At 35.7% G+C, this 23006-nt stretch carries 25 protein-coding genes, 2 riboswitches and 3 other annotated features; of the genes, 17 read left to right on the forward strand and 8 right to left on the reverse strand.

Features of this window, described 5'->3' with window-relative positions; all coding sequences use genetic code 11:
* Positions 1–124: 124 nt before the first annotated feature.
* The 3 genes from ACTJJ9_RS22475 to ACTJJ9_RS22485 form a co-directional block, all read right to left on the reverse strand.
* Positions 125–448: an antibiotic biosynthesis monooxygenase gene (locus ACTJJ9_RS22475; RefSeq protein WP_095300701.1), complete on the reverse strand. Its 324-nt coding sequence runs from the start codon at positions 446–448 to the stop codon at positions 125–127.
* Between the two features lie 46 nt (positions 449–494).
* Positions 495–869: a hypothetical protein gene (locus tag ACTJJ9_RS22480; protein WP_440768884.1), complete on the reverse strand. Its 375-nt coding sequence runs from the start codon at positions 867–869 to the stop codon at positions 495–497.
* 128 nt (positions 870–997) lie between these two features.
* Positions 998–2497, reverse strand: a complete 1500-nt coding sequence (locus tag ACTJJ9_RS22485; protein WP_440768885.1) for a DHA2 family efflux MFS transporter permease subunit — start codon at positions 2495–2497, stop codon at positions 998–1000.
* A 219-nt stretch (positions 2498–2716) separates the two neighbouring features.
* Between ACTJJ9_RS22485 and ACTJJ9_RS22490 the strand changes: the two genes are divergently transcribed.
* Positions 2717–3616, forward strand: a complete 900-nt coding sequence (locus tag ACTJJ9_RS22490) for a TetR/AcrR family transcriptional regulator (protein ID WP_440768886.1) — start codon at positions 2717–2719, stop codon at positions 3614–3616.
* 597 nt (positions 3617–4213) lie between these two features.
* Here the strand turns inward: ACTJJ9_RS22490 and ACTJJ9_RS22495 are convergent.
* Complete coding sequence (locus ACTJJ9_RS22495) at positions 4214–4777, reverse strand: FAD-dependent oxidoreductase (RefSeq protein ID WP_440768887.1); 564 nt, start codon at positions 4775–4777, stop codon at positions 4214–4216.
* 108 nt (positions 4778–4885) lie between these two features.
* Here ACTJJ9_RS22495 and ACTJJ9_RS22500 point away from each other — a divergent pair, with 108 nt between their 5' ends.
* Positions 4886–5470 (forward strand): nitroreductase family protein, encoded by a 585-nt coding sequence (locus ACTJJ9_RS22500; protein ID WP_440768888.1) that lies wholly within the window; start codon positions 4886–4888, stop codon positions 5468–5470.
* Positions 5471–5553: 83 nt separating this feature from the next.
* On the opposite strand, the gene ACTJJ9_RS22505 is transcribed toward ACTJJ9_RS22500, so the two are convergent.
* Both ACTJJ9_RS22505 and ACTJJ9_RS22510 read right to left on the reverse strand, forming a co-directional pair.
* Complete coding sequence (locus tag ACTJJ9_RS22505; protein WP_145582845.1) at positions 5554–6111, reverse strand: DUF2812 domain-containing protein; 558 nt, start codon at positions 6109–6111, stop codon at positions 5554–5556.
* Position 6112: 1 nt separating this feature from the next.
* Positions 6113–6430, reverse strand: coding sequence for a PadR family transcriptional regulator (locus ACTJJ9_RS22510; RefSeq protein ID WP_170944361.1), 318 nt, complete (start codon positions 6428–6430; stop codon positions 6113–6115).
* A 202-nt stretch (positions 6431–6632) separates the two neighbouring features.
* Positions 6633–6857 (forward strand) — a binding site (T-box leader).
* A 33-nt stretch (positions 6858–6890) separates the two neighbouring features.
* Positions 6891–7112, forward strand: a binding site (T-box leader).
* Between the two features lie 38 nt (positions 7113–7150).
* Positions 7151–7372 (forward strand) — a binding site (T-box leader).
* A gap of 52 nt (positions 7373–7424) precedes the next feature.
* Between ACTJJ9_RS22510 and thrS the strand changes: the two genes are divergently transcribed.
* From thrS to ACTJJ9_RS22540, 6 genes are all read left to right on the forward strand, one after another.
* Positions 7425–9347 carry a threonine--tRNA ligase gene (gene thrS / locus ACTJJ9_RS22515; RefSeq protein ID WP_095300718.1) on the forward strand — a complete coding sequence of 641 codons (1923 nt, stop codon included), beginning with the start codon at positions 7425–7427 and terminating at the stop codon, positions 9345–9347.
* Positions 9348–9422: 75 nt separating this feature from the next.
* Positions 9423–9941, forward strand: coding sequence for a DinB family protein (locus tag ACTJJ9_RS22520; protein ID WP_174881176.1), 519 nt, complete (start codon positions 9423–9425; stop codon positions 9939–9941).
* A gap of 185 nt (positions 9942–10126) precedes the next feature.
* Entirely contained in the window at positions 10127–10786 is a 660-nt protein-coding gene (locus ACTJJ9_RS22525) for a DUF3885 domain-containing protein (RefSeq protein WP_255451941.1), read from the forward strand.
* A gap of 246 nt (positions 10787–11032) precedes the next feature.
* On the forward strand, positions 11033–11653 hold the full coding sequence (locus tag ACTJJ9_RS22530; RefSeq protein ID WP_145582841.1) for a nitroreductase family protein: 621 nt from the start codon (positions 11033–11035) through the stop codon (positions 11651–11653).
* A 50-nt stretch (positions 11654–11703) separates the two neighbouring features.
* Positions 11704–12639, forward strand: a complete 936-nt coding sequence (locus ACTJJ9_RS22535; RefSeq protein ID WP_145582839.1) for a ring-cleaving dioxygenase — start codon at positions 11704–11706, stop codon at positions 12637–12639.
* A gap of 22 nt (positions 12640–12661) precedes the next feature.
* Entirely contained in the window at positions 12662–13270 is a 609-nt protein-coding gene (locus tag ACTJJ9_RS22540) for a flavin reductase family protein (protein ID WP_145582837.1), read from the forward strand.
* Between the two features lie 106 nt (positions 13271–13376).
* On the opposite strand, the gene ACTJJ9_RS22545 is transcribed toward ACTJJ9_RS22540, so the two are convergent.
* Together ACTJJ9_RS22545 and ACTJJ9_RS22550 are read right to left on the reverse strand one after the other, a co-directional pair.
* Positions 13377–14576 (reverse strand): DUF4085 family protein, encoded by a 1200-nt coding sequence (locus ACTJJ9_RS22545; protein WP_440768889.1) that lies wholly within the window; start codon positions 14574–14576, stop codon positions 13377–13379.
* Between the two features lie 13 nt (positions 14577–14589).
* Positions 14590–15003, reverse strand: a complete 414-nt coding sequence (locus ACTJJ9_RS22550; RefSeq protein ID WP_440768890.1) for a VOC family protein — start codon at positions 15001–15003, stop codon at positions 14590–14592.
* A 652-nt stretch (positions 15004–15655) separates the two neighbouring features.
* Between ACTJJ9_RS22550 and ACTJJ9_RS22555 the strand changes: the two genes are divergently transcribed.
* The 9 genes from ACTJJ9_RS22555 to ACTJJ9_RS22595 all read left to right on the forward strand — a co-directional run bounded on the left by ACTJJ9_RS22555 (position 15656) and on the right by ACTJJ9_RS22595 (position 22987).
* On the forward strand, positions 15656–16183 hold the full coding sequence (locus ACTJJ9_RS22555; protein WP_440768891.1) for a GrpB family protein: 528 nt from the start codon (positions 15656–15658) through the stop codon (positions 16181–16183).
* Positions 16184–16194: 11 nt separating this feature from the next.
* On the forward strand, positions 16195–16653 hold the full coding sequence (locus tag ACTJJ9_RS22560; RefSeq protein WP_440768892.1) for an NUDIX domain-containing protein: 459 nt from the start codon (positions 16195–16197) through the stop codon (positions 16651–16653).
* 43 nt (positions 16654–16696) lie between these two features.
* Positions 16697–17119, forward strand: coding sequence for a FosM family fosfomycin resistance protein (fosM, locus tag ACTJJ9_RS22565; protein ID WP_095300727.1), 423 nt, complete (start codon positions 16697–16699; stop codon positions 17117–17119).
* Positions 17120–17144: 25 nt separating this feature from the next.
* The gene (locus ACTJJ9_RS22570) at positions 17145–17594 is read left to right on the forward strand and encodes a GNAT family N-acetyltransferase (RefSeq protein WP_440768893.1); all 450 of its coding nucleotides are present in this window, start codon (positions 17145–17147) and stop codon (positions 17592–17594) included.
* Positions 17595–17755: 161 nt separating this feature from the next.
* Positions 17756–18265 (forward strand): GrpB family protein, encoded by a 510-nt coding sequence (locus tag ACTJJ9_RS22575; RefSeq protein ID WP_440768894.1) that lies wholly within the window; start codon positions 17756–17758, stop codon positions 18263–18265.
* 214 nt (positions 18266–18479) lie between these two features.
* Positions 18480–18582, forward strand: a riboswitch (glycine riboswitch).
* 3 nt (positions 18583–18585) lie between these two features.
* A riboswitch (glycine riboswitch) is annotated at positions 18586–18671 on the forward strand.
* 69 nt (positions 18672–18740) lie between these two features.
* Positions 18741–19850: a glycine cleavage system aminomethyltransferase GcvT gene (gene gcvT, locus ACTJJ9_RS22580; RefSeq protein WP_145582825.1), complete on the forward strand. Its 1110-nt coding sequence runs from the start codon at positions 18741–18743 to the stop codon at positions 19848–19850.
* 14 nt (positions 19851–19864) lie between these two features.
* Positions 19865–21202, forward strand: a complete 1338-nt coding sequence (gene gcvPA / locus ACTJJ9_RS22585) for an aminomethyl-transferring glycine dehydrogenase subunit GcvPA (protein ID WP_145582823.1) — start codon at positions 19865–19867, stop codon at positions 21200–21202.
* Entirely contained in the window at positions 21195–22694 is a 1500-nt protein-coding gene (gene gcvPB / locus ACTJJ9_RS22590; RefSeq protein WP_145582821.1) for an aminomethyl-transferring glycine dehydrogenase subunit GcvPB, read from the forward strand. Before gcvPA ends, gcvPB begins: the two co-directional genes overlap by 8 nt.
* The gene (locus tag ACTJJ9_RS22595) at positions 22685–22987 is read left to right on the forward strand and encodes an iron-sulfur cluster biosynthesis family protein (protein WP_145582820.1); all 303 of its coding nucleotides are present in this window, start codon (positions 22685–22687) and stop codon (positions 22985–22987) included. Before gcvPB ends, ACTJJ9_RS22595 begins: the two co-directional genes overlap by 10 nt.
* The last annotated feature ends 19 nt before the right edge of the window (positions 22988–23006 follow it).

Consider the following 23006-nt stretch of genomic DNA (forward strand, 5'->3'; position numbering starts at 1 on the left):
TTCAATTTCCCCACTGAAACCACTCCTTTAGCTTTATACTTATTATTCTATCAAATAAAAAACTGTGTGAGTAAGGAACCGTACGCATTCCTTACTTACACAGTTAATATTACACTCCCAAGTTTTATTTTTCTGCAGGCTTCTTAACAGCTTTTACTTCATACATCCCAACTTCTACATTAAGAATATGTTCTGGTTTTTGTTGATTGCGTTTTGCTTTATGCCCAGCGATATGTGCATCACTCTTTTCCCATTGCTTCCAATGTTCTTCTGATTCCCAGGTTACTAGAATGATTACTTCTTCTTCTCCGCGTCTTACCTTTTTTTCTAAAATTTTAATATCAACAATTCCTTCTTGCTCTTCAATGATTCCTGGCTTGCTAAATTGATTGATAACTTTTTCAGCGCTTCCTTCACTTACAGTTATTTTTCTTAATTGAATAAACATTTTATATCCCCCGTTCAGTTTTTTTAGTCATTTGATTTTTCCTTATTTATTCTTCAGCAGATGTGTTCTCTCTAGATTGAACTCCTTCATTTGAAATTGAGCCGTGTTGTTTCATTTCATCCTCATGAATTTCAAACAAATGAGTGAATTCATTGATAATCGATTCAACGGCCTTTAACTCACCAACGATAATTTGGTTAATGGATTGAAGCTCTGGAGTTTCTAATTGCTGCTTTAACGTATCACGTTTGACATTAAGTCTTGCTAAAAATTCAAGTGCTCTTCCTCTGCGAAATGTTTTTGCACCACGATGATGCTCCTTCCGGTTGTGACCGCCGCCTCTTGGATGACGAAAATCTTCTCGTCGAGGCTCACCTTCAAGATGATTTACGTCTCTATAAAATCTTTTACCGTCTCTCATCCAATCACTCCTTTTGTATACAATTGTATACTACATTTAAATTGTATACAAATGTATACTTCGAGTCAATAGATTGATTCGATAAACAAAAACCGAACACTTCGAAGCGTTCGGCCTTTATATTCAGTTTAAGCTTGCTCTTTTATTGGTGCATCATTGCTATTCTGTTTTACACGCTTAATGAAAAGAGCAAGAACAAGAGCTAATGCTGCAATGAAAACGGAAACGAGGAATGAATCATTAATCCCGCTTATCATTGAATCAACCATTATTTTGTTTTTTATTTCAGCTAAAGCTTCTGCAGTTGGTTGTTCCGTTAATTTACTCATTAAAGAATTTTGAATTTCCTCTGCATGTGCTTTTGTACGTGAGGTCATGACCGTTACTAATATTGCAGAGCCAATCGCACCTGATACTTGTGACAATGTACTATTCATCGCAGTACCGTGTGGATTCAAACGTGCAGGAAGTTGGTTTAAGCCATTTGTCATAACTGGCATCATCACCATTGACATACCAAACATTCGAACCGAATACATAATAAGCAATGTTGAATAAGAAGTATCTATCGATAATTTACTGAAGAAATAGGTTGTAATAACAGTTATCGTTAAACCAACGATAGATAATACCTTTGCTCCGTATTTATCAAAAAGCTTACCTGTAATAGGAGACATAATTCCCATAATAATCGCACCAGGTAGCATTAATAACCCTGAATCTAATGGTGTGATTCCTCGCAATTGCTGCAAGTAAATCGGCATTAAAATCATCGCTGAGAACATCGCCATATTAAGGACGATTGAGATAGCAGATGATAAAGCAAACATCGGATACTTATACACACGGAAATCAAGAAACGGCTCATCAAGCTTAAATTGACGGAAAATAAATAAGACTAATGCCAATGCTCCGATAATTAATGTTCCATATACATATGGACTATCCCAGCCTTTATCTCCGGCTGTACTGAAGCCATATAGCAATGAACCAAATCCTATACTTGAAAGAACAAGTGATAGAGCATCCATTGTTAAATGTACTTTTTCCTTCGTATCTTTCAATTTAAAGAAGGCAAATAGCAAGACAATTACTGCAAATGGAAGAATCATATAAAACAATGTTCTCCAATGATAGTGTTCAACGATCCATCCAGATAAAGTTGGACCAATTGCTGGAGCAAAAATCATGACGAGACCTAAAATCCCCATCGCTCCTCCACGTTTTTCAATTGGAAAGCTGACAAGTAAAACATTCATTAATAACGGCATCATCACTGCAGATCCTGATGCCTGAACCATTCTACCGATTAATAATACGGCAAATGAATCAGCTATACTTGCAGTTGCTGTACCAATTGTAAATAAAAGCATGGCTGCGATAAATAAATGGCGAACAGAAAATTTTTGTATTAAGTAAGCTGTTGTTGGAATCAATACACCATTCACTAGCATATACCCAGTTGCCAACCATTGGATTGTTGTTGCACCAACGTTTAAATCTTCCATCATAGATGGTAATGCAACATTAAGTAGTGTCGAATTTAAAATTGAAACGAACGCACCAGCCAAAAGAATGGCAATAATACCATAAGGCGGTCGTTTTGGTGGTAAATTTGTTTTGTTCATTAATAGTTCTCCTCCTGAATAAACAAATGGTACATTTTTTTATACTATAGTTATACAATGAGTAATATTACTCCCATCTTTCGTGAAATGCAACAGATAAATCTTAACAATTTCCATGTTTGTAAACTGAAATAAAATCAGATAAGATATGTAATAGAAAAATGGGTTCGGAAAACCATGAAATTTAGTCGTTATTAATTTGAAACGGTGGTGATAAAGATGAAGGATCGCAAACAACAAGTCATTATTAAAGCGCATGAATTATTTATTGAAAAGGGATATCAGGCAACATCTATTCAAGATATTTTGGAATATAGCGGAATATCAAAAGGGACTTTATATAATTATTTTCCTTCTAAAAGTGAACTATTCAAAGCTGTCTTTACTTATATACAAACGAAATATGAAGCGGAACGAAATCAATTACTCATCGGTGAGAATTTATCAGATATGGATGTCTTTATTAAGCAGCTTGATTTATTTATGTTATCGAATAAAAAAAATAAAATATTCTCACTTGTTGAAGAAGTAATTGCCTCAAACGATCCAGAGCTTAAACAATTCATTAAAGTCACGAGGCTTCGTCATTTAGAGTGGATGTTCAAACGATTTATAGAAATTTTCGGAGAAGAGAAACGACAGGTTTTAATGGATTGTGCGATTCTTTTTTCAGGGATGCTTCAGCAAATGATTTACTATCATGCAGCAACAAGAGCTTCGCAAATTAATAGAGTAGAAATTATTCGATATTGTGTGAATCGATTAAAAAGTATAGTTGCTGAAGTTAGTGATAAAGCTGAACAATTAGTCGACCCTAATGAATTGATCATATGGTTAGGGGCTATTGATGGGAAGGAGCCTAACTTTCTCGAAAATGTTCAACAATTGATGATGGAGTTAAAGGAGAAAATATCTGAAATATCTGTCAACAATCAAGAACATGAACGCTTTACACAGCTATTAGGGTTTATAGAGGATGAGATTATCAGTAATCAACAGCCACGTACATATCTTATCGAAAGCACATTAAATACATTAATGATGTCAGAAAAAGTAAATGAGCTCAAGGAAATGCAAAGGCTAAAAGAGTTAATCGATAATAATATAATTAATAAGTAAGTGTTTATAGGTATTCATTTAAATTGTAGCGATAGGAATCACAAGTTTTATAAAAATAAAAAAGGAGAAAAAACGCAGGAAACCACTGCGTTTTTTCTCATGTGAATAAATTGGCAGGAATACCTCGTTTTTCTTTACAAGTTTTTCATGAACTTTTCGTCATGAGTAATATTATCGATGAAATTACCGGGAATTTCGTTTCTTTCCACAACGAACACATTTGTCTGTATAAAAGCTGTACTTATGATTTCTGAAAAATAAATTACAAAAAATGGATTTGAACTTCAAATGAATCGTCTCCTTTGAAAATAATCCGGTAATCGAGCCAGTATAGTTACTTAAATATGACTTTTTGCCTACTATGTTCGCTCAAGTTGATATGAAATACGTGTATTTTATTAAGAACGATACGTTAGTTATATGATACAGTAGGGAATATGGATTGTTAAGTAAAAAATTTGTAAATTTGTAAAATGATTGTGAGAGACCTGAGGAAGATTCACGGGATTTGAGGAAATAGACTTAGTAAATGAATTGGAGATTATTCATTGTGAACCTTCCTGATTTGATTAAAGTAGTATTTTTAAGTTTTCCTATTTACTTCAGAACATCATGGTCAACATATCGTTCACCATTAAGTTCACTTATAAGATTAATAGCTACTTTTGCACCGTCGCCGGCAGTGATAATCGTATGTACACTAACACCGGCACAAGTTCCGGCAGCCCAGATTCCTTCAACATTCGTTTTGCCCGCTTGGTCAACCTTAAAAATCTTTTTAATACGTGGTTCTGTTCCTGCAATTGTTGCAATACCAAGCTTTTCACCAAGCTCGACTAATACGCCTGTTGCTAATATAATGTTCTTGGCTTGGTAGCTTTGCTGGCCTGAGGTTGTTAGTCCAAAGCCATCGTCATTTTTTGAAATGTCGACAACTGAATCTTGGATAACTTCTGCACCTTGTTTTTTCGCTTGTTTTAAGCCTGTTTCAATTAATTCAGGTCCACTGATTTCAGGGACGCCATAATGATTTTCAATCCAGGCACGTTTTGTCATTCCTTTATCATTGTCAATTAATAATGTTTTCTTCCCAGCCTTAGCTGTAAAGAGAGCTGCGCTTGCTCCAGCGGGACCTGCACCGATAACTATGACTTCATACATTTGCAAACACCCCTTAAACATGATTTAGTATACAATATAAGTATATATGTGAATTTTCGTAATTTACAGTTATTTGCTTTATAAGAAATGTAAAAGGAGTGTATGACAATGGATATTTTTACAGCAATTAAAGAAAGAAGAAGTGTCGGTGTTGTTAAATCAGATCCTGTGCCGACTGAATTACTTGAGAAAATACTTGAGGCTGGAACTTGGGCACCTGCTCACCATCGAACAGAGCCATGGAGATTTTTTGTTTTAACAGGTGATGCGAGAAAAAGTCTTGGTAAAGCTCTTGCTAAATACACTGAGAAAACATTAGAAGACCCATCAAGTGAGGAAAGTGTAAGCAGATTAGAAAAAATCTCGCAAAAGGCATTAAGAGCACCAGTTATTATTGCAGCAGCAGTTGAGCCAAGCGATGATAAGAAGGTCATTTTGAAAGAAGAATACGCTGCTGTTAATGCTGCGATACAAAATATGCTTCTTGCTGCACACGCATTAGGCCTTGGAGCTGTTTGGCGAACAGGTCATGTTTGTTATTCTGAAGAAGTAAAGGAGCTATTCAAGCTTTCAGAGCAATCGGAAATGCTTGGCTTTATTTATCTAGGCTATCCGGAAGAGAAGAAATTGACAGGGAAACGTAAGCACTTTTCTGAAGTTGCGAAATGGATTGCGAAGGAAGAAGATTTTTAATTATAAATTATGATACTAGAAAAATATTAGTAGAGGCTATCTAGTTAAACCTACCTAGGATAGCCTCTTTGTACACTATGAGACTACTCTAGTATTTTATACATTTTTCGATGTTTATAGTAATCTATCACATGTTTTCCACAATAGGCCAATGATAAGAGTGAGACTCCCATAAAGGAGCTTCTTTCAAACGTAATATAAAGAACAAATAGAATGGCAGAAGCAATGATTGACAGACAAATAAAGAGCAAATTATCATTCATTTTTCGCTTTTCTCGTTCACGATAAGATTCGATATCAGAGAATATCATTCCATGTGACTGTGGGTCATCTGTATAAAAAATATGCTTTGACATCCAATGATTTGATAATGATGTCCATCCTGCATCCTCAAAGATTTCACAAAACTCAATATAATCCTTTTTCCTATTAAATGAACGAAAATCTATTTTATAAATTCGGTTTTTTTGCTCCTCATTATGGATAGATTCAAATCGATAAGTATATTCAGAAACATCATCCTCTGAGTTATAACTTTTAAGTATCCAGCCTTCAAGAAGCATTTGTTGTAACCAATGCTCCTCTTCTGTAAAGCTACTGAATTTTTTACTGATCTTTTTAATAGAATTTGGTGTTAACATATCATTTTTTCCCTTCAGCTAGAATTTGATTTGAAAAGTCAACCATTGTTTTATATCTGTTAAATTCATTGAGTAAGGCAGCTTTTCCTATATCTGTTAGGAGGTATGTCTTTTTTTTACGGCTATCTTTTTCTTCACTTAACGTTTCTATGTATTGTTGCTTTACTAAATTAGTTAAAATTCCATATAAAGTTCCGGGCGCAATAATGAAAGTACCCCCGCTAATATGGTCAATCATTTTAATAATCCCATAGCCGTGCAATGGCTCTTGATAGAGAGCAAGTAAGACTAAATAAGTGGATTCAGATAAAGGCTTCATTATTCTCTCCTCCTTAAATATATCGACACCCGATATATCGACAGACATACTATATAACAAAAATATTTTACTGTCAATAAATCCCTATAATTGATTGAGTTAGAAATATAGTAGATGTTCCGTCATTGGTAAAAATATAAAAAGTGGTATTGCTATTTTAGAATACATATTGTAATATGATAAAAAATGTAAATATGACTTTTAAAAAGCAATGATAAGGACATGAGTTACTTTTACGGTTTCCAGAGAGGGAAGGAAAGCTGAAAACTTCCTAACGCAGAAAAGTATCTTACCACCTTTTGAGCTGTATTGGGGAACACTAAGTATCCAATACCGTATAATGCGACGTTACAGCACCAAAGCCATAGGTGATTTTTATTTATGGAAAATTGGGTGGAACCACGGGTATAACGCACTCGTCCCTTGTTATAGGGATGGGTGCGTTTTTTAATTTAATAAAGAACATGTGAAGAAGAGGACATGAATTATTTTTACGGTTATCAGAGAGGGAAGGAAAGCTGTGAACTTCCTAGCTTAGGAAAATAATTTACCACCTTGAAGCAGTATTGGGGAATTAGAGTATCCAATACCGTCAACGCGACGTTATAGCGCCAAAGCCATAAGTGTTTTTTTCTTATGGGAAATTGGGTGGAACCACGGGTATAACGCACTCGTCCCTTGTTATAGGGATGAGTGCGTTTTTTTATTATTTTAATATTAATAATTGCAATGAAAAGGACATGAATTATTTTTTCGGCTATCAGAGAGGGAAGGAAAGCTGCGAACTTCCTAGCTTAGGAAAATAATTTACCACCTTGAAGCAGTATTGGGGAATTAAAGTATCCAATACCGTCAACGCGACGTTATAGCGCCAAAGCCATAAGTTTTTTTTCTTATGGGAAATTGGGTGGAACCACGGGTATAAACACACTCGTCCCTTATTTAGGGATGAGTGTGTTTTTTTATATTAAAACTAATGAAGGAGTGTTAAAACATGAGTAAAGAAATGGTGAAAATTGAGTTTCCAGATGGTGTCGTTAAGGAGTTTCCGAAAGACATGACAATGAGAGACATTGCGGCGTCAATTAGTTCAAGCTTACAGAAACAGGCAGTTGGAGGAAAAGTAAATGGCAGGTTAGTTGATTTAAGCTACAAGTTAAAAGAGGATTGTCAGCTTTCAATTATTGCTCAAGATTCACAGGAAGGGATAGAGATCATTAGGCATTCAGCAGCACATATTTTAGCACAGGCGATGAAAAGACTTTATCCTAACGTAAGCTTAGCGATTGGTCCTGTTATTGACGATGGATTTTTCTATGACTTCAAGCTGCCACATAGCTTGTCATCAGATAATTTACTTGAGATTGAAAAAGAAATGGAAAACATTATAAATGAAAATCTAAATATAGAGCGTATTGAGGTTTCGTATGAAGAGGCAGAAGCATTATTTAAAGAAAAAAACGAGAACTTCAAGCTGGAATTATTAAAGGACATTCCGGAAGGTGAAAAAATTTCTCTTTATCAGCAAGGAGAATTTATTGACCTATGCCGAGGTCCACATGTACCAGCAACTGGCTATGTGAAAGCATTTAAATTAACTCGCGTGTCTGGAGCCTATTGGCGCGGGGATAGCGATAATGAGGTTCTTCAACGCGTTTATGGTGTAGCGTTTAACAGGAAGAAGGAATTAGCAGAATACCTTCATTTCCTAGAGGAAGCAGCAAAGCGTGATCATCGTAAGCTAGGGAAGCAATTGCAATTATTTATGTTCTCAGATCAAGCACCAGGAATGCCATTTTATTTAGCAAAAGGGCAAATTGTTCGTAATGAACTTGAAAAGTACTCTCGGGAGCTTTTACAAAAGGCCAATTATGAAGAGGTTCGTACACCGTTTATGATGAATCAACAAATGTGGGAGCAATCAGGTCATTGGGATCATTACCATGAGAATATGTATTTTTCTGAAGTCGATCAGACAAGATTTGCTATGAAACCAATGAATTGCCCAGGACATATGCTTATCTTTAAAAATAATTTATACTCATACCGCGATCTTCCGATACGAATGGCTGAATTCGGTCAGGTGCATCGTCATGAATACAGTGGCGCATTAAATGGTCTGTTTCGAGTACGGACATTTTGTCAGGATGATGCCCATATTTTCGTTAGAGAGGACCAAATTGAAAGTGAAATTAAGCAAGTGTTTCATTTAATTGATGAGGTATATCGTACATTCGGTTTTGATTATTCCATCGAGCTTTCGACTCGACCAGAGAAATCATTAGGCGATGAAAAGCTTTGGGAATTATCAGAAGGAGCTTTAAAAAATGTGCTAAATGAATTAGGTGTTCAATACCAAGTAAATGAAGGAGACGGGGCATTTTATGGACCAAAAATTGATTTTCACATAAAGGATGCATTAAAAAGAAGTCATCAATGTGGAACAATTCAACTAGATTTTCAAATGCCAGAAAAATTTGATTTATCCTATATTAATCAAGACAATGAAAGGGTTCGCCCTGTTGTTATCCACCGGGCAATCTTTGGTTCAATAGACCGTTTCTTTGGAATTTTAATCGAGCATTTTGCAGGGGCATTTCCAGTATGGCTAGCACCAGTACAAGTTCAAATCATCCCTGTCTCATACGTTCACTTAGATGATTGTCTGAAGCTTCAGGCTGAATTAAAGCAATCCGGAATAAGAGTAAGCATCAACAGCAGCGATGAAAAGCTCGGCTACAAAATACGAGAAGCACAAATGCAAAAAATACCATATATGATTGTACTTGGTGACAAAGAGGTCGAACAAAAATCAGTAAATATACGAAAATATGGGGAACACCAATCTGAAAATATGGCAATTGAAGACTTCAAAATGAAAATAATTGATGAAATTAACCAACGTCAAATTAACTAAAAATTGGGGACTGTCCCCAATAACTTTGTTACGATAGATAACAAATGAATAGTCAGACAAGTAGGAGTGTGTAAAATGATTCATGATTTAATTGGAGAGTCTGAAATGGAGCCGATTGTTGGGATGCTTTTCTCAATGGTTAAAGAAAATTATTATCGTTTAAAATCAATTGTTGGTGAAATGTCTCAAGAAGAAATAGATTATAAAGGTCCTAATCAAGGCTACAACAGCATCGCCCAATTGTTAAAGCATTTAGCATATGTTGACCTAAATTGGGTTTATCGAATAAAGGGTCAGCCTATTCCACCTGATCTAGAAGATAAGTATGGACCAATGATAAATGAAAAAGGTGAATTGCCACAAGTAGCTAATTGTTCACTCGAAACATTAATCAACCAGTATGAAGAAGTAATCGAGATGTTAAAAACAGAATGCTACCGTTTAACTGACAAGGAATTAAACCAATTGGTTGAATACGAGAATGGCAAGGAAGCAACAATTCGGTGGGGGATTTGGCATATTGCCGATCATAGCAGATACCACCAGGCACATATTAATCAATTGCATAAATGGTTTTTTCAAGAGGAGAGATAATATTAAAGGCTTTGCTTCAAAATGGGGCAAGGCCTTTTTTTAATATTCACTATATTATAAGATAATAAACGTAACATATGGATTATTATGGTAAGGTTAATTGGTAGATTCGTATAATAATGAAAGAACATGGCGGAAATTTATTTAAACAAAAAATAGGCAAACATATATTTTGAGGTGTAATAATGCAAATAAACCGTTATATGGATAAAATATTTCCAAATTTAGAGCTTAAACCACCGTTATTTTATAGTTGGAAAATTGGAATTCGCTTTAAATTAGGTGTGAATTATAACCCTAATCATATTTATGAAAATTGCCCCTACTTGTTAGGGGTTTATAAAAGAGCGATTACTTTATTTAATGCGCTGCATTCAATAGATGATGATATGGTAATTGTTATCGATGTAGAAGCTTTTGCTGAAAATGAAACAGTTAAACGTAAATTAAACGTTTTATCTAAATTTGTAAAAGAGAAAAGCGTTTTATATCGGCTAACACAATATACACTCCCTTATCTTAATCATGAGGAAGATGATGATGGAGCGTATCCAATACGTAGGTTTTTGTTGAATTGCAAGCCTTCTGAAATTAGATATATTCCGATGATAAAAGCAATTTGCAATCAGGATATGGGGATCAAACCATCGCTCTATCATAGAGTGTATTTTATAAATAAAAGCAAAAATACGATATTTCATATTTATGATGATAGAGGCTGTGATTTATTAGCTGCCTCCACCGAAACAATTAGGGGGATATACAATCAATACAATGAGTGGATATTAGACTACGACAGAAATCAAATTGATAAAGTATTTAATGGAAACGACCATTTTAAATAATGGATTGGGAATAAAGATTATTTATATTCAAAGCCTTTCTTCTTATGAAGTAAGGCTCTTTGTGTTGGCTGAGCTTAAATACAGGAGAAAAAGTATGAATGTATTGACACTTACTAAATAAAGATGTATCATTATCTCATATTCGAGATAATTGAAATCGAGATAAAATTATTCTTCGCTTAATACAAACTGCAAAGATGAAATATCTTGCTTAAAACTATTTTTAAGTAATAAGGAAGTGTGACAATGACTGATTTTATCCAATTAGTACAAGATAGACGTTCAGCTAATAATTTTCTCCCCGATCAGCCAATTAAACGTGAGGAGCTAAATGAAATATTTGAACTGGTAAAGCTTGCACCATCTGCATTTAATCTTCAACATACGAATTATATCGCTGTAACTGATAAAGAGATTAAGGGGAAATTAAAGGATGCAGCAAATGGTCAATATAAGGTTTACAGCTCCTCAGCAGTTATTATCGTGTTAGGTGATAAGCAAACTTATCATCAAGCACCTGATATTTATGAAGGGTTAAAGATGTTAGGGATATTGAATGAGCAGGAATATCGGCATATGGTCGATGATACGATTTCTTTTTATGAATCAAGAGGAGAGGGTTTCCATCGTGATGAAGCGATTCGAAATGGATCCTTATCCGCTATGCTGTTTATGCTGGCCGCAAAGGAAAAAGGGTGGGATACATGTCCGATGATAGGCTTTGACTCCGAAGCGGTAAAACACATTTTACATATAGATGAACAACATGAAGTAGTCATGATGATTGCATTAGGTAAAGAAAAGGTTGATAGTAGAAGACCTCGTGGCTATCGTAAGCCAGTTAATGAATTTGTTACGTTTGTGTAGGAATAATAAACAAAGGCTTATAAGAGTAAAAAATGAAGGAGTAAACTTATATGAAAAAAACATTGGGTATACACCATATCACAGCAATTGTTGGTCATCCTCAAGAAAATGTAGACTTTTACGCAGGGATATTAGGCCTCCGATTAGTCAAGCAAACTGTAAACTTTGATGACCCTGGTACCTATCATTTATATTTTGGAAATGAGTCAGGGAAGCCAGGGACAATTATTACCTTTTTTCCTTGGGCTGGTGCACGCCAAGGTGTTATTGGAGATGGGCAGGTTGGGGTAACCTCCTACGTTGTTCCTGTAGGGGCAATGACATTTTGGGAAGCTAGATTAGAAAAATTTAAGATTCCATTTAGTAAAATTGACCGTTTTGGAGAGATATATTTAGAATTTGATGATCCACATGGTCTTCATTTAGAAATAGTCGAAAGGGAAGCAGGAGAAAAAAGCGACTGGACATTTGGTGAAGTGAGTGCAGATGTTGCGATCAAAGGCTTTGGTGGTGCAACTTTATTATCAAAACAACCAGAAAAAACAGCTGAATTGTTAGAAACGATTATGGGGCTTGAGAAGGTTGGAATTGAAGGTGACTTTGTCAGATACCGTTCAACTGCAAATATCGGAAATATAATCGATGTAAAATTAACGACAATTGGCAGTGGGCAAATGGGAGTCGGAACCGTTCATCATATTGCGTGGCGGGCAAATGATGATGATGACCAGCTCGATTGGAAAATGTATGTTGAAGGAAATGGATATCATGTAACCCCAGTTCAGGATCGGAACTATTTTAATGCGATATATTTTCGAGAGCATGGTGAAATCTTATTTGAAATTGCTACAGACCCACCAGGATTTGCCCATGATGAATCAGAAGAAACAATGGGAGAAAAATTGATGCTTCCGCCACAATATGAGCCACACCGTGAAGAGCTAAAACAAATGCTCCTCCCATTTGAAGTAAGAGAATTAGATTAATTACTAGAAAGGAGTTAAGCACATGCTTTCGATTGATCCGATGCAAAATAGCGAAAGAGAAAATTACAAGCTTTTAATAGGAAGCATCATTCCTAGGCCAATTGCCTTTGTTACATCGATGTCAAAGGAAGGGATATTAAATGGTGCTCCTTTCAGCTATTTTTCAATTGTCTCAGCAAATCCGCCAATGATTTCATTATCGATTCAGAGAAAAGAAGGGAAACAAAAGGATACGGCAAGAAATATATTTGCTACAAAAGAATTTGTTGTTCATATTGTCGATGACACAAATGTTGAAAAAGTAAATAAAACAGCAGCAATTCTACCACCGGAACAAAGTGAAATCGAGCTAGCAAACTTGACGCCAATTACTAGTAAGAAACTATCAATTCCAGGGGTTAAAGAAGCAAAAGTACGAATGGAATGTATTTTGGAGAATTCCCTGCAATTAGGAGGAAACGAAACACCTAGCTGTGATTTAATTATAGGCAGGATTGTTCAATATCATATCGATGAAGACATTTATGAACAAGGGCGAATTGATCCAATTGGCTTAAGTGCTATAAGCCGTTTAGCGGGAAATGATTACGCGAAAATTGGCGAGATCTTTACAATTGAAAGACCAAAGTGAAATAAAATCGACAAATGGAATTTTTGGTGTATCAAAGAGGCTATCTAAAAAGGTTAAACCCTTGGGGATAGCCTCTTATTTCATTAGTAGCATATTCCTTTTAGAATCAAGAATTAAGAAATGTGCGATATTTCTTGATATTTGGCTCTGTCAATATCCCTTCTTTATAAAAATGACTAGTATAGGCATGAAGCATCATTTCATTTTCTTCGGTAATCGTCATTTTCCATAATACTTGATTGATGATGTCTGCAAGTTCTTCGGCATTTGCATAAAGTGTATTCCATGCACGTACTTGCAATTCTAACTCATCACTAAAGATAGCTGCTTCGATTTTATCGGTGGGTACTTGTTCATTCAAATGCCCATATGGATCTTCATAAACGTCCGTGTAGATAAAATGAACAGGATTGTATTCGTCTAACTGATACACAAAGCTACTTTTCCCATTTGTAACTACGAATTCATTTTCTCTAAATTCAAGCTTCCCGTTTTCTAAATGTATATTTTCAGAAAATGACCTAATTTCACAAGTTAAATGAGGTGTTATCAACCAGTAGTGATGCTTTCGATTTAACTGTCCAACATATTCAGCAAACGATAGTTCATCTAAGGCTCCTTCATCACTCAATCTTGTATATGTTACCGGTCGATAATAATACTTAGCATCAAGATTCTTCATTTTGATCGTCCACTCCGCATCAGGACAATCAAATAATACTCGGAATGCAAATCCATCCTCTGTTTTCTTTAACTCATTGTATATAAGCCATTGCCCAACCTGAAGCGTTTCATCACTGACTTCGTCTAGAACATCCTGAAAAATGAAGTGAATTAGTGACTTCGATGAAAATCCACCATCCGTATTAATGTATAAATGAAGGGTATGATTCGTACGTTCAATTCTCTCGATCGTAGAATCATGCAAACTTTCTTCAAAAATATTTTGAACCTCAGCAGGTAAATACGTAACTGCTTCCTGTGTTTGTGCATTTGCAGCATCTAATATTTCTTCAAATTCCTTTTCCTTTGTTTGCATCCATTGTAAATAATCTTCACGTACCGTTTTTTGCAATGTTGGTTGATTTAATGTGCCGTTTTCTACGTACTGAATAAAACGACTTGGTAAGACGTCTAACAATTCCTCTTTTACATCTTCAAGTTCTTCTTTTAATTGCCCAATAAGATCCTCGCCTTCTTCCTTTGCATCTCTTAGGGCAGTTTCCCAATCCTGGTCAGTTTCATGAATAGGTAAAAGATTGTATTTTCTGTACGATTCTATAATTTCCTTTGATAAATTCCACATATTCTTGTTACTCCTATACATCATATTTCTCTTTAAAGCGAGGACTAAGTTCGCTCCAGACATCGAATTTATTACCGTCTATATCGTAAAAAACAAAATTTCTACCAGCATGTCCTCTGTTTTCAATTGCTCCAACTCGGACCTCATTTGTGATAAAGTCTCTATGTATTTCTTCTAAAGCAGCTAATCCGTTCACCTCAAATGTTAATGAAAACCATTCCTCACCATACATATCTATGAAATTAGAACATTGATTATTTTGTGATTTTACTAGAAAAAAGCTTTGATTTGCGAGGTTTAAAATCGCCTTGTCATCATCCTTATAGTTTAACCTTGCACCTAGTTTATTTACATACCATGCGGATGATAGCTCAACATTCGTTACAGGAATATAGGAAGTTCCTACTCTCATTAACCTTTCTTTCATTGTTAAACCCCCTTCCAAATTATATGCATTATATTATTCCTTGATTATCTAGCTTTTTCCTTCTTTTCATAAAACATCAAAATAATAGAGGGAAAACTAAAACTATGAAGTACATTAAAATTCAAAAAAGTGACATATTTTCATCATTGTCAAATCAAAATTCTTTAACTAGGAGCGTTATAATAGGTATATTCTCTTAAACTAGGTGAGAATCTTAACCCTTTGCACCATTCATATATATGACTTAAACAACATAGGAGGGATTATGGTGCTTGAATATATCTTAACAGGAGTTTTGTTGGTGCTTTCGATATCGCTTTTAATCTATGCAATAAAAAAGGAGAAATAGATTTATCTTTTTGCTAGAAACCGAATTTAGGTTTCTTTTTTTATGAATCGACTTAGAATCAATAAAATTAGAGAATTGTGTAAAGATAGAGGATTTAATGTTTACCTGTTGAATAGATGAGTAGTTCATTTAATATAAGTCTGAAGGAGAAAATGGGGAATATATAATTGAAGAAATAGACCTTGGTGGAACGAGTGATTAAAACAACTTGAATCTCCTTAAAAAAGCTAAATAGTAGTTAACATACATACAAAATTAATCCATTACCAATTAAGGAATAAAAAAGAAAGGGGATAGCACGCTTTGAGAAAAACGGAAATTCTTCCATGGACAAGTGAATGGGAAGTCTTATATGAAAAGGAAGCAGCCATTCTTCGTCCTTTACTTGAGAAGAATGTGCTTAATATTTATCATATTGGAAGTACAGCCATCCCTTCAGTTGGTTATGCCAAACCTATTATTGACCTACTAGTAGTAGTTTCACAGATTGAGAAAATAGATAGCTATAATGAGAAAATGGGCTCACTCGGTTATAAACCTAGAGGTGAAAATGGCATACCTGGGAGGAGATATTTTACAAAAGGGCTAAGTAATAGAACACATCATGTTCATATGTATCAAATCGGCCACGAAAATATTAGGAAGCATTTACTGTTTAAGGAATACCTGCTTCAGCATCCTAAAGATGCAAAGGCATATGGTGCTTTAAAATGTGATTTAGCACAAAAGTATCAGCATGACACACATCAATACCAGAAGGGAAAAGAAGAATTTGTAAATGAACTCGTTGCTAAGGCACTTAAGTGGAAGGGAAATAAAGACAGAGGGTAGGGAGAAATGAAATGGCTTACCATATAAGAGTACGTGCAGGTGCATTGATTATCGAAAACAATTCTATTCTATTAATTGAATTTCTCGATGCGAATGGCTTACATTATAATTTGCCAGCTGGTGGAGTTGAACCTAATGAAACAGTGAAAGAAGCTGTATGTAGAGAGGCACAGGAGGAAGCATCAATTGATGTTGAAGTAGGAGAATTAGCGTTTGCCTATGAATATGCACCACAGATAAATGCATATAAGTATGGTGAAACCCACCAGGTAGGCTTAATGTTTGAATGTAAATTAAAAGCTGGTTCTACACCGAAAATGCCTGAAAACCCCGATCAAAATCAAACAGATGTTAAATGGATTCCACTAGATGAATTGGAACATATCATTCTCTACCCAAATATAAAAGAGCATATTGTCCATTTCGTACATAATAAAAAAACAATTACGTTTATCGATGAGAATTTATAATAGAAATACTGTTAAAAGAAATAATCTGTATGGAGGGATAATTGTGTTCATAAAAGGACTTAATCATTTCTTATTTTCAGTTTCAGATTTAGAAAAATCAATAGAGTTTTACAAAACAGTCTTCAACGCAAAGTTATTAGTAAAAGGAAGAAGTACAGCATATTTTGATCTGAATGGTATTTGGCTTGCATTAAATGAAGAAAAGGATATTCCTCGAAAGGAAATGAATGAATCCTATACACATATAGCATTTTCCATAGATGAAGCAGATTTTGAGGAAGTTGCTAAGAGATTAAAAGACTTGCATGTAAACATTTTATCAGGACGTTCAAGAGATGAAAGAGATAAAAAGTCAATTTACTTTACGGATCCTGATGGTCATAAATTTGAATTTCATACAGGCACATTACAAGATAGATTAGCTTATTATAAGCAGGAAATGCCACATATGGAGTTTTTTGATTAATTTTACTTGGAAGGGCAAGTACAATATGAAAATTGACTATATTATTTATAACGGGATACCAGATTCGCTAAGGTTAACGAAGTTGTTGCGATTACATAAAGTTATCTTTGGCTCATCAGATGATTTACAAAAGAAAATGGAAGATAAGTCAAAGTTATTAGTCATTGTTGCACAAATTGATGAAGAAATTATCGGATATAAAATTGGCTATGAGCTAAAAGCTGATACTTTTTATAGCTGGTTAGGTGGAGTAGCTCCTAAGTACCAAAAACATGGAATTGGCACAAGATTAATGGAAATGCAGCATCAATGGATTAAAGAAAATGGCTACACTTATGTTCAAACGAAGACAATGAATAAATGGAGAAGCATGCTAATATTGAATATTAAAAATGGCTTTGATGTAATTGATACATATATTGATAAAAAGGGACTACGGAAAATAGTGTTGGAAAAAAGGTTAATAAATGAATAACTTATTTTATTCCAAATTTCATTTATGCACAATATAAGAAATTTAGCAAAAAAAAGTTACTTAAAAATAAAAAATGGATAATAGGTAATGAGTAAGTGAAAAATTAATAAGCATTTTCATTCATCTAAAAATTCTTTATATAGCTAAGAAGGAGCTAAGCTATGGAGCAAGTAATCATTAAAGACTACGACCCAAATTGGGCGATTCAATTTGAACAGGAAAAACAAAACATCCAAAGTATCCTCGCAAATGCCATCGTTGATATCGAGCATATAGGAAGTACTTCAATTATTGGCTTAGCAGCTAAACCTGTCTTAGATATTGCAGTTGCTGTAAATCATCTTGATAATACTGCTTATATGATCGAGCCACTAAAGAAATTACAATATGAATTTGTCGAGCATAACAATTTCCCTCATAGACGTTTTTTTCGTAAAGGACAATGGAGGGCAGGGACCCATCATTTACATGTTTACCAGATGGATAGTGAATCATGGCATGAGCAGCTATTGTTTCGCGATTATTTGAGAAAGCATTCAAATGTCCGGAAGGAATATGAAAGGATTAAGAGAGCTTTAGCTAATAAATATCGATTTAATCGAGTCGCATATACAGAGGCAAAAGCACCATTTATTCAACATGTGTTAGATAGGGCAAAAGAAGAACAATAATATCGTTGACGAGGCTACTCGCAGAAAATTTCATGGGAAATATATGCTCAACCTGAAAAATGTAACATGACATTTTAAAGAAAAATCATGTATTGTAAGTGACCTGAATAGAATAATGGAAAGAGAACTGAAAAATAATGTGTAGCATAATCTAACAGATTCATTGTATAGGAAAGCGGAGTCTTATACTTTAAACTTAATAAATATGAAGCGGATGATGATTATGGGAGAGAGCATAATAAATGCCGCCGAAGGAGCAAGCTCATAAAAACAGCCTTATGAGCAAATCTCTCAGGTAAAAGAACCATAATTGGACGTAGCTCTGGAGAGAGCATGATGAGGTTGACATGCCACCAAAGGGGACCTGTTGTTCAAACAGGGCAAACTTTCAGGTAAAAGGACAGAGAAGGTAGCGATTACTACCTTTTTCTGTCCTTTTTTGTATGGCTAGATAATAGTAGGAGGTGGATGGAAGATGAAAGAGCGAGCATTGAAACGAACACCACTTTATGATTTTTATAAACAATATGGTGAAAAAACAAAGGTTATAGATTTTGGTGGCTGGGCATTACCAGTACAGTTTTCTAGTATATTAGCTGAACATGAAGCAGTTCGAAATGAAGCAGGCTTATTTGATGTTTCACATATGGGGGAAATTCTTATCGAAGGAAAGGATGCTGAAAGCTTTTTGAATCGTTTGGTCACAAATGATGTAACAAAGCTTCAAATTAATCAAGCTCAATATACCGCAATGTGCGATCACGACGGTGGAACGATTGATGACTTATTAGTATATAGGTTAGCCAATCAAAAATATTTGCTCGTCGTTAACGCAGCTAATCTCGAAAAGGACTATACATGGCTTAAGGAGCATGCAAGCGGTGATATTACACTGCAAAATATTTCTGATGAGGTTGCGTTGCTTGCGATACAAGGACCTAAAGCAATAGGGATTTTACAAAAGGTAACTGAGTTGGATTTAATAAAGCTTGCACCTTTTCGCTTCGCACAATCTGTCACCATCGCAGGTATTTCAGATGTTCTCATTTCCCGTACCGGCTATACAGGTGAGGATGGCTTTGAACTTTATTTAGGTGCGAACAAGGCGAAAGCTCTTTGGGAGAAGCTTCTAGCAGTTGGTAAGGAGGAAGGGTTGAAGCCATGTGGACTTGGAGCACGTGATACGCTTCGCTTTGAGGCATGTCTTCCGTTATATGGAAGGGAGCTGTCAAATGAAATTACTCCTCTTGAAGCAGGAATTGGCTTTGCAGTTAAACTGAATAAAAATTGCCCATTCATTGGTAAAGAACCACTTTTGATTAAAAAGGGAAAACGAAAATTGGTCGGGATAGAAGTGACTGAAAGAGCAATTCCTCGTCATGGATATAAAGTGTATTCAGAAGATGGGGAAATTGGATTTATCACATCAGGGACATTTTCACCAACGCTAAAGAAAAATCTTGGTTTAGCCCTTATACCATCTGAATATGCAGAAGTGGGGACAAAGCTTAAAGTACAAATTCGCAACAAATTCCTCGATGCAATTGTTGTGAAAACCCCTTTTTATAAAAAGAGAAACGTTTGAAGGAGAGAGAATATATGGGAAATACGTACCGATATCTTCCTGATACGAAGCAGGATCAAGAAGAAATGCTTGCGTTTTTAAATGTTCAAACGATTGATGATTTATTTGCTGATATCCCACCTGAAATCCGTTTAAATGAACCGTTGGCTATTCCGAATGCTATCCCTGAACCACAGCTTGCTAAGAAAATGTATCAGCTTGCAGCTAAAAACAAACATGCAAATCATTATCCGATTTTTCTTGGTGCAGGAACGTATGATCATTATATTCCAAGTGTTGTGAACCATCTGATTTCCCGCTCCGAATTTTATACAGCCTATACTCCATACCAGCCAGAAATTAGCCAGGGGGAGCTACAGGCGATATTTGAATTTCAAACAATGGTTTGTGAATTAACAGGTATGGATGTTGCCAATTCCTCTATGTATGATGGATTTACCTCTCTTGCTGAAGCTGCATCACTTGCCGTTGCTACAACAAAGCGGCAAAAGGTTCTTGTTTCAAAGGCAGTTCACCCAGAATCTCTTTCAATAGTAAAAACAGTTGCAGCAGGACAAGAATATCTTGTTGAGGAAGTGAAGCTAAACAACGATGTAACGGATTTAGAGAATTTAACGAATCTAGCCGATTCGAATACAGCTGCGATTATGATTCAATATCCGAACTTTTTTGGTTCAATTGAGGATTTAACAAAAGTGAAGAAAATCGCAGAGGAGAATGGAGCGCTTTTCATCGTTAGTGCGAATCCTTTAGCATTGGCGGTTTTACAAGCACCAGGGAAGCTTGGAGCAGATATTGTTGTTGGAGATATGCAGCCGTTAGGGATTTCGATGTCCTTTGGTGGCCCACATTGTGGCTATTTTGCTGTAACGAAAAAGTTAATGCGGAAAATCCCAGGAAGAATTGTCGGGCAAACCGTCGATGATAAGGGAAAACGAGGATTTGTCCTAACGCTACAGGCACGGGAACAGCATATACGTCGTGACAAAGCCTCATCAAATATTTGTTCAAATCAAGCATTAAACGCTCTTGCTTCTGCTATTTGTATGAGTGCACTTGGAAAGTACGGGATTCGCCAAATGGCACAGTTAAACTTCGAAAAGGCGGATTACATGGCAAAACAGCTCATTGAAAAAGGTTTTCACATAAAGAATCAAGCACCATTCTTTAATGAATTTGTTGTAGAGCTTCCATTGTCAATTAAGGAGATTAACTCAAAACTTCTTAAGAAAGGTTTCATTGGTGGATATGATTTAGGAAGTAATCAAATGTTAATCGCTGTAACTGAACAAAGAACAAAGGAAGAAATCGATCAATTTATCAATGCATTGGAGGCAATTGCACATGGTTGATTACAACAGTCTTATTTTCGAAATAAGTCGCCAAGGTCGTGTTGGTGCAAGTCTGCCAGAAGGAGATGTTCCTAAGGTAGCTTTAGAAGAAAAGCTGCCAAAGCATTTGATACGAGACATACCTGCTGAGCTTCCTCAAGTGTCAGAGCTTCAGCTTGTTCGCCATTATACTGCTCTTTCGCGAAAAAACCACGGGATTGATACAGGCTTTTATCCACTTGGGTCATGTACGATGAAATACAATCCTAAAATAAATGAGGATATCGCAAGACTCGAGGGCTTCTCGCGAATTCATCCATACCAATCTGAAGAAACTGTTCAAGGTGCTCTAGAGCTTATGTATGAATTACAGGAGGATTTAGCTGTTATTACAGGAATGGATGCTGTAACATTACAGCCTTCTGCAGGTGCACAAGGGGAATGGACTGGGTTAATGATGGTAAAGGCCTATTTTGCAGAGAAGGGAGAAAAAAGAACAAAGGTCCTTGTTCCGGATTCGGCACATGGAACAAACCCCGCAAGTGCTACAGTTGCAGGCTTTCAAACGATCACAATTCCATCGAATGAAAATGGATTAGTTGATTTAACTGAATTAAAAAAGCATGTTGATAGGGAAACGGCAGCATTAATGTTAACAAATCCTAATACGTTAGGCTTATTTGAAAAAGAAATTCGCGAAATTGCTGCAATTGTCCATGATGTCGGCGGACTGCTTTATTACGATGGCGCAAATGCGAATGCAATTTTAGGAAAAACAACACCAGGGATTATGGGCTTTGACATCGTTCATTTAAATCTTCATAAAACCTTTACAACACCTCATGGCGGCGGTGGTCCAGGAGCAGGACCTGTTGGAGTGAAAACGAAGCTGATCCCGTTTTTACCAGTGCCACGAATCGAAAAAGCAGGGGATAAGCTGACATTGAATGATAATCATCCGTTATCAATCGGAAGAGTGAAGGGCTATTATGGAAATTTCGGTATTCTTGTACGTGCTTACACTTATATTCGGACAATGGGACATGAAGGACTTCGTCACGTTTCTGAAAGTGCTGTCTTACATGCTAATTATCTTCAGAAAAAGCTTGTACCATATTTTGATTCGCCATATTCCGAGATATGTAAGCATGAATTTGTTTTATCAGGAAGTAAGCAGAAGAAGCTTGGCGTAAGGACGTTAGATATGGCGAAACGACTGCTTGATTTTGGATACCACCCACCAACGATCTATTTTCCTCTAAATGTAGAGGAATGTTTGATGATTGAGCCGACAGAAACAGAATCGAAGGAAACGTTAGATGCTTTTGCCGAAGCAATGATTCAAATTGCGAAAGAAGTAGAAGAAAATCCGGACATTGTTTTAAATGCCCCTAATACTACCTCGATCGGTCGCTTAGATGAGGTTCAAGCTGCCAGGAAGCCGATTGTCCGTTATAAAAAGGACATTGAACAACCTTTATCAGTGAAAGTAGGTGGTATAGATTGTTCATAACATTTAGTAAAGAAGCAGTGGAACGATTAAAATCTGTAGAACTAGAAAAGGGGAAATTCCCACGTATTGATGCAACGATGGGTGGAGGCTGTGGATTATCAGTGAAATTTTCCCTCATTTTTGATGAGGCGAGAAGAAATGACTTATTGTTTGAGGTAGCAGGCATTAAAATTCGTATCGATCATTTCACAAAGCGGTATTTACAAGACGATATTTATATTGATTATACAGATGAACATCGTTTTGTTATTGCGGAAAGCTATGATTCAGGGGCATGCTCACTAGAAATTTAATAATGGTTGCTTTGCTTCT

Origin of the sequence: Metabacillus sp. 22489, assembly GCF_052044855.1 — a bacterium.
Lineage (GTDB): Bacteria > Bacillota > Bacilli > Bacillales > Bacillaceae > Metabacillus > Metabacillus niabensis.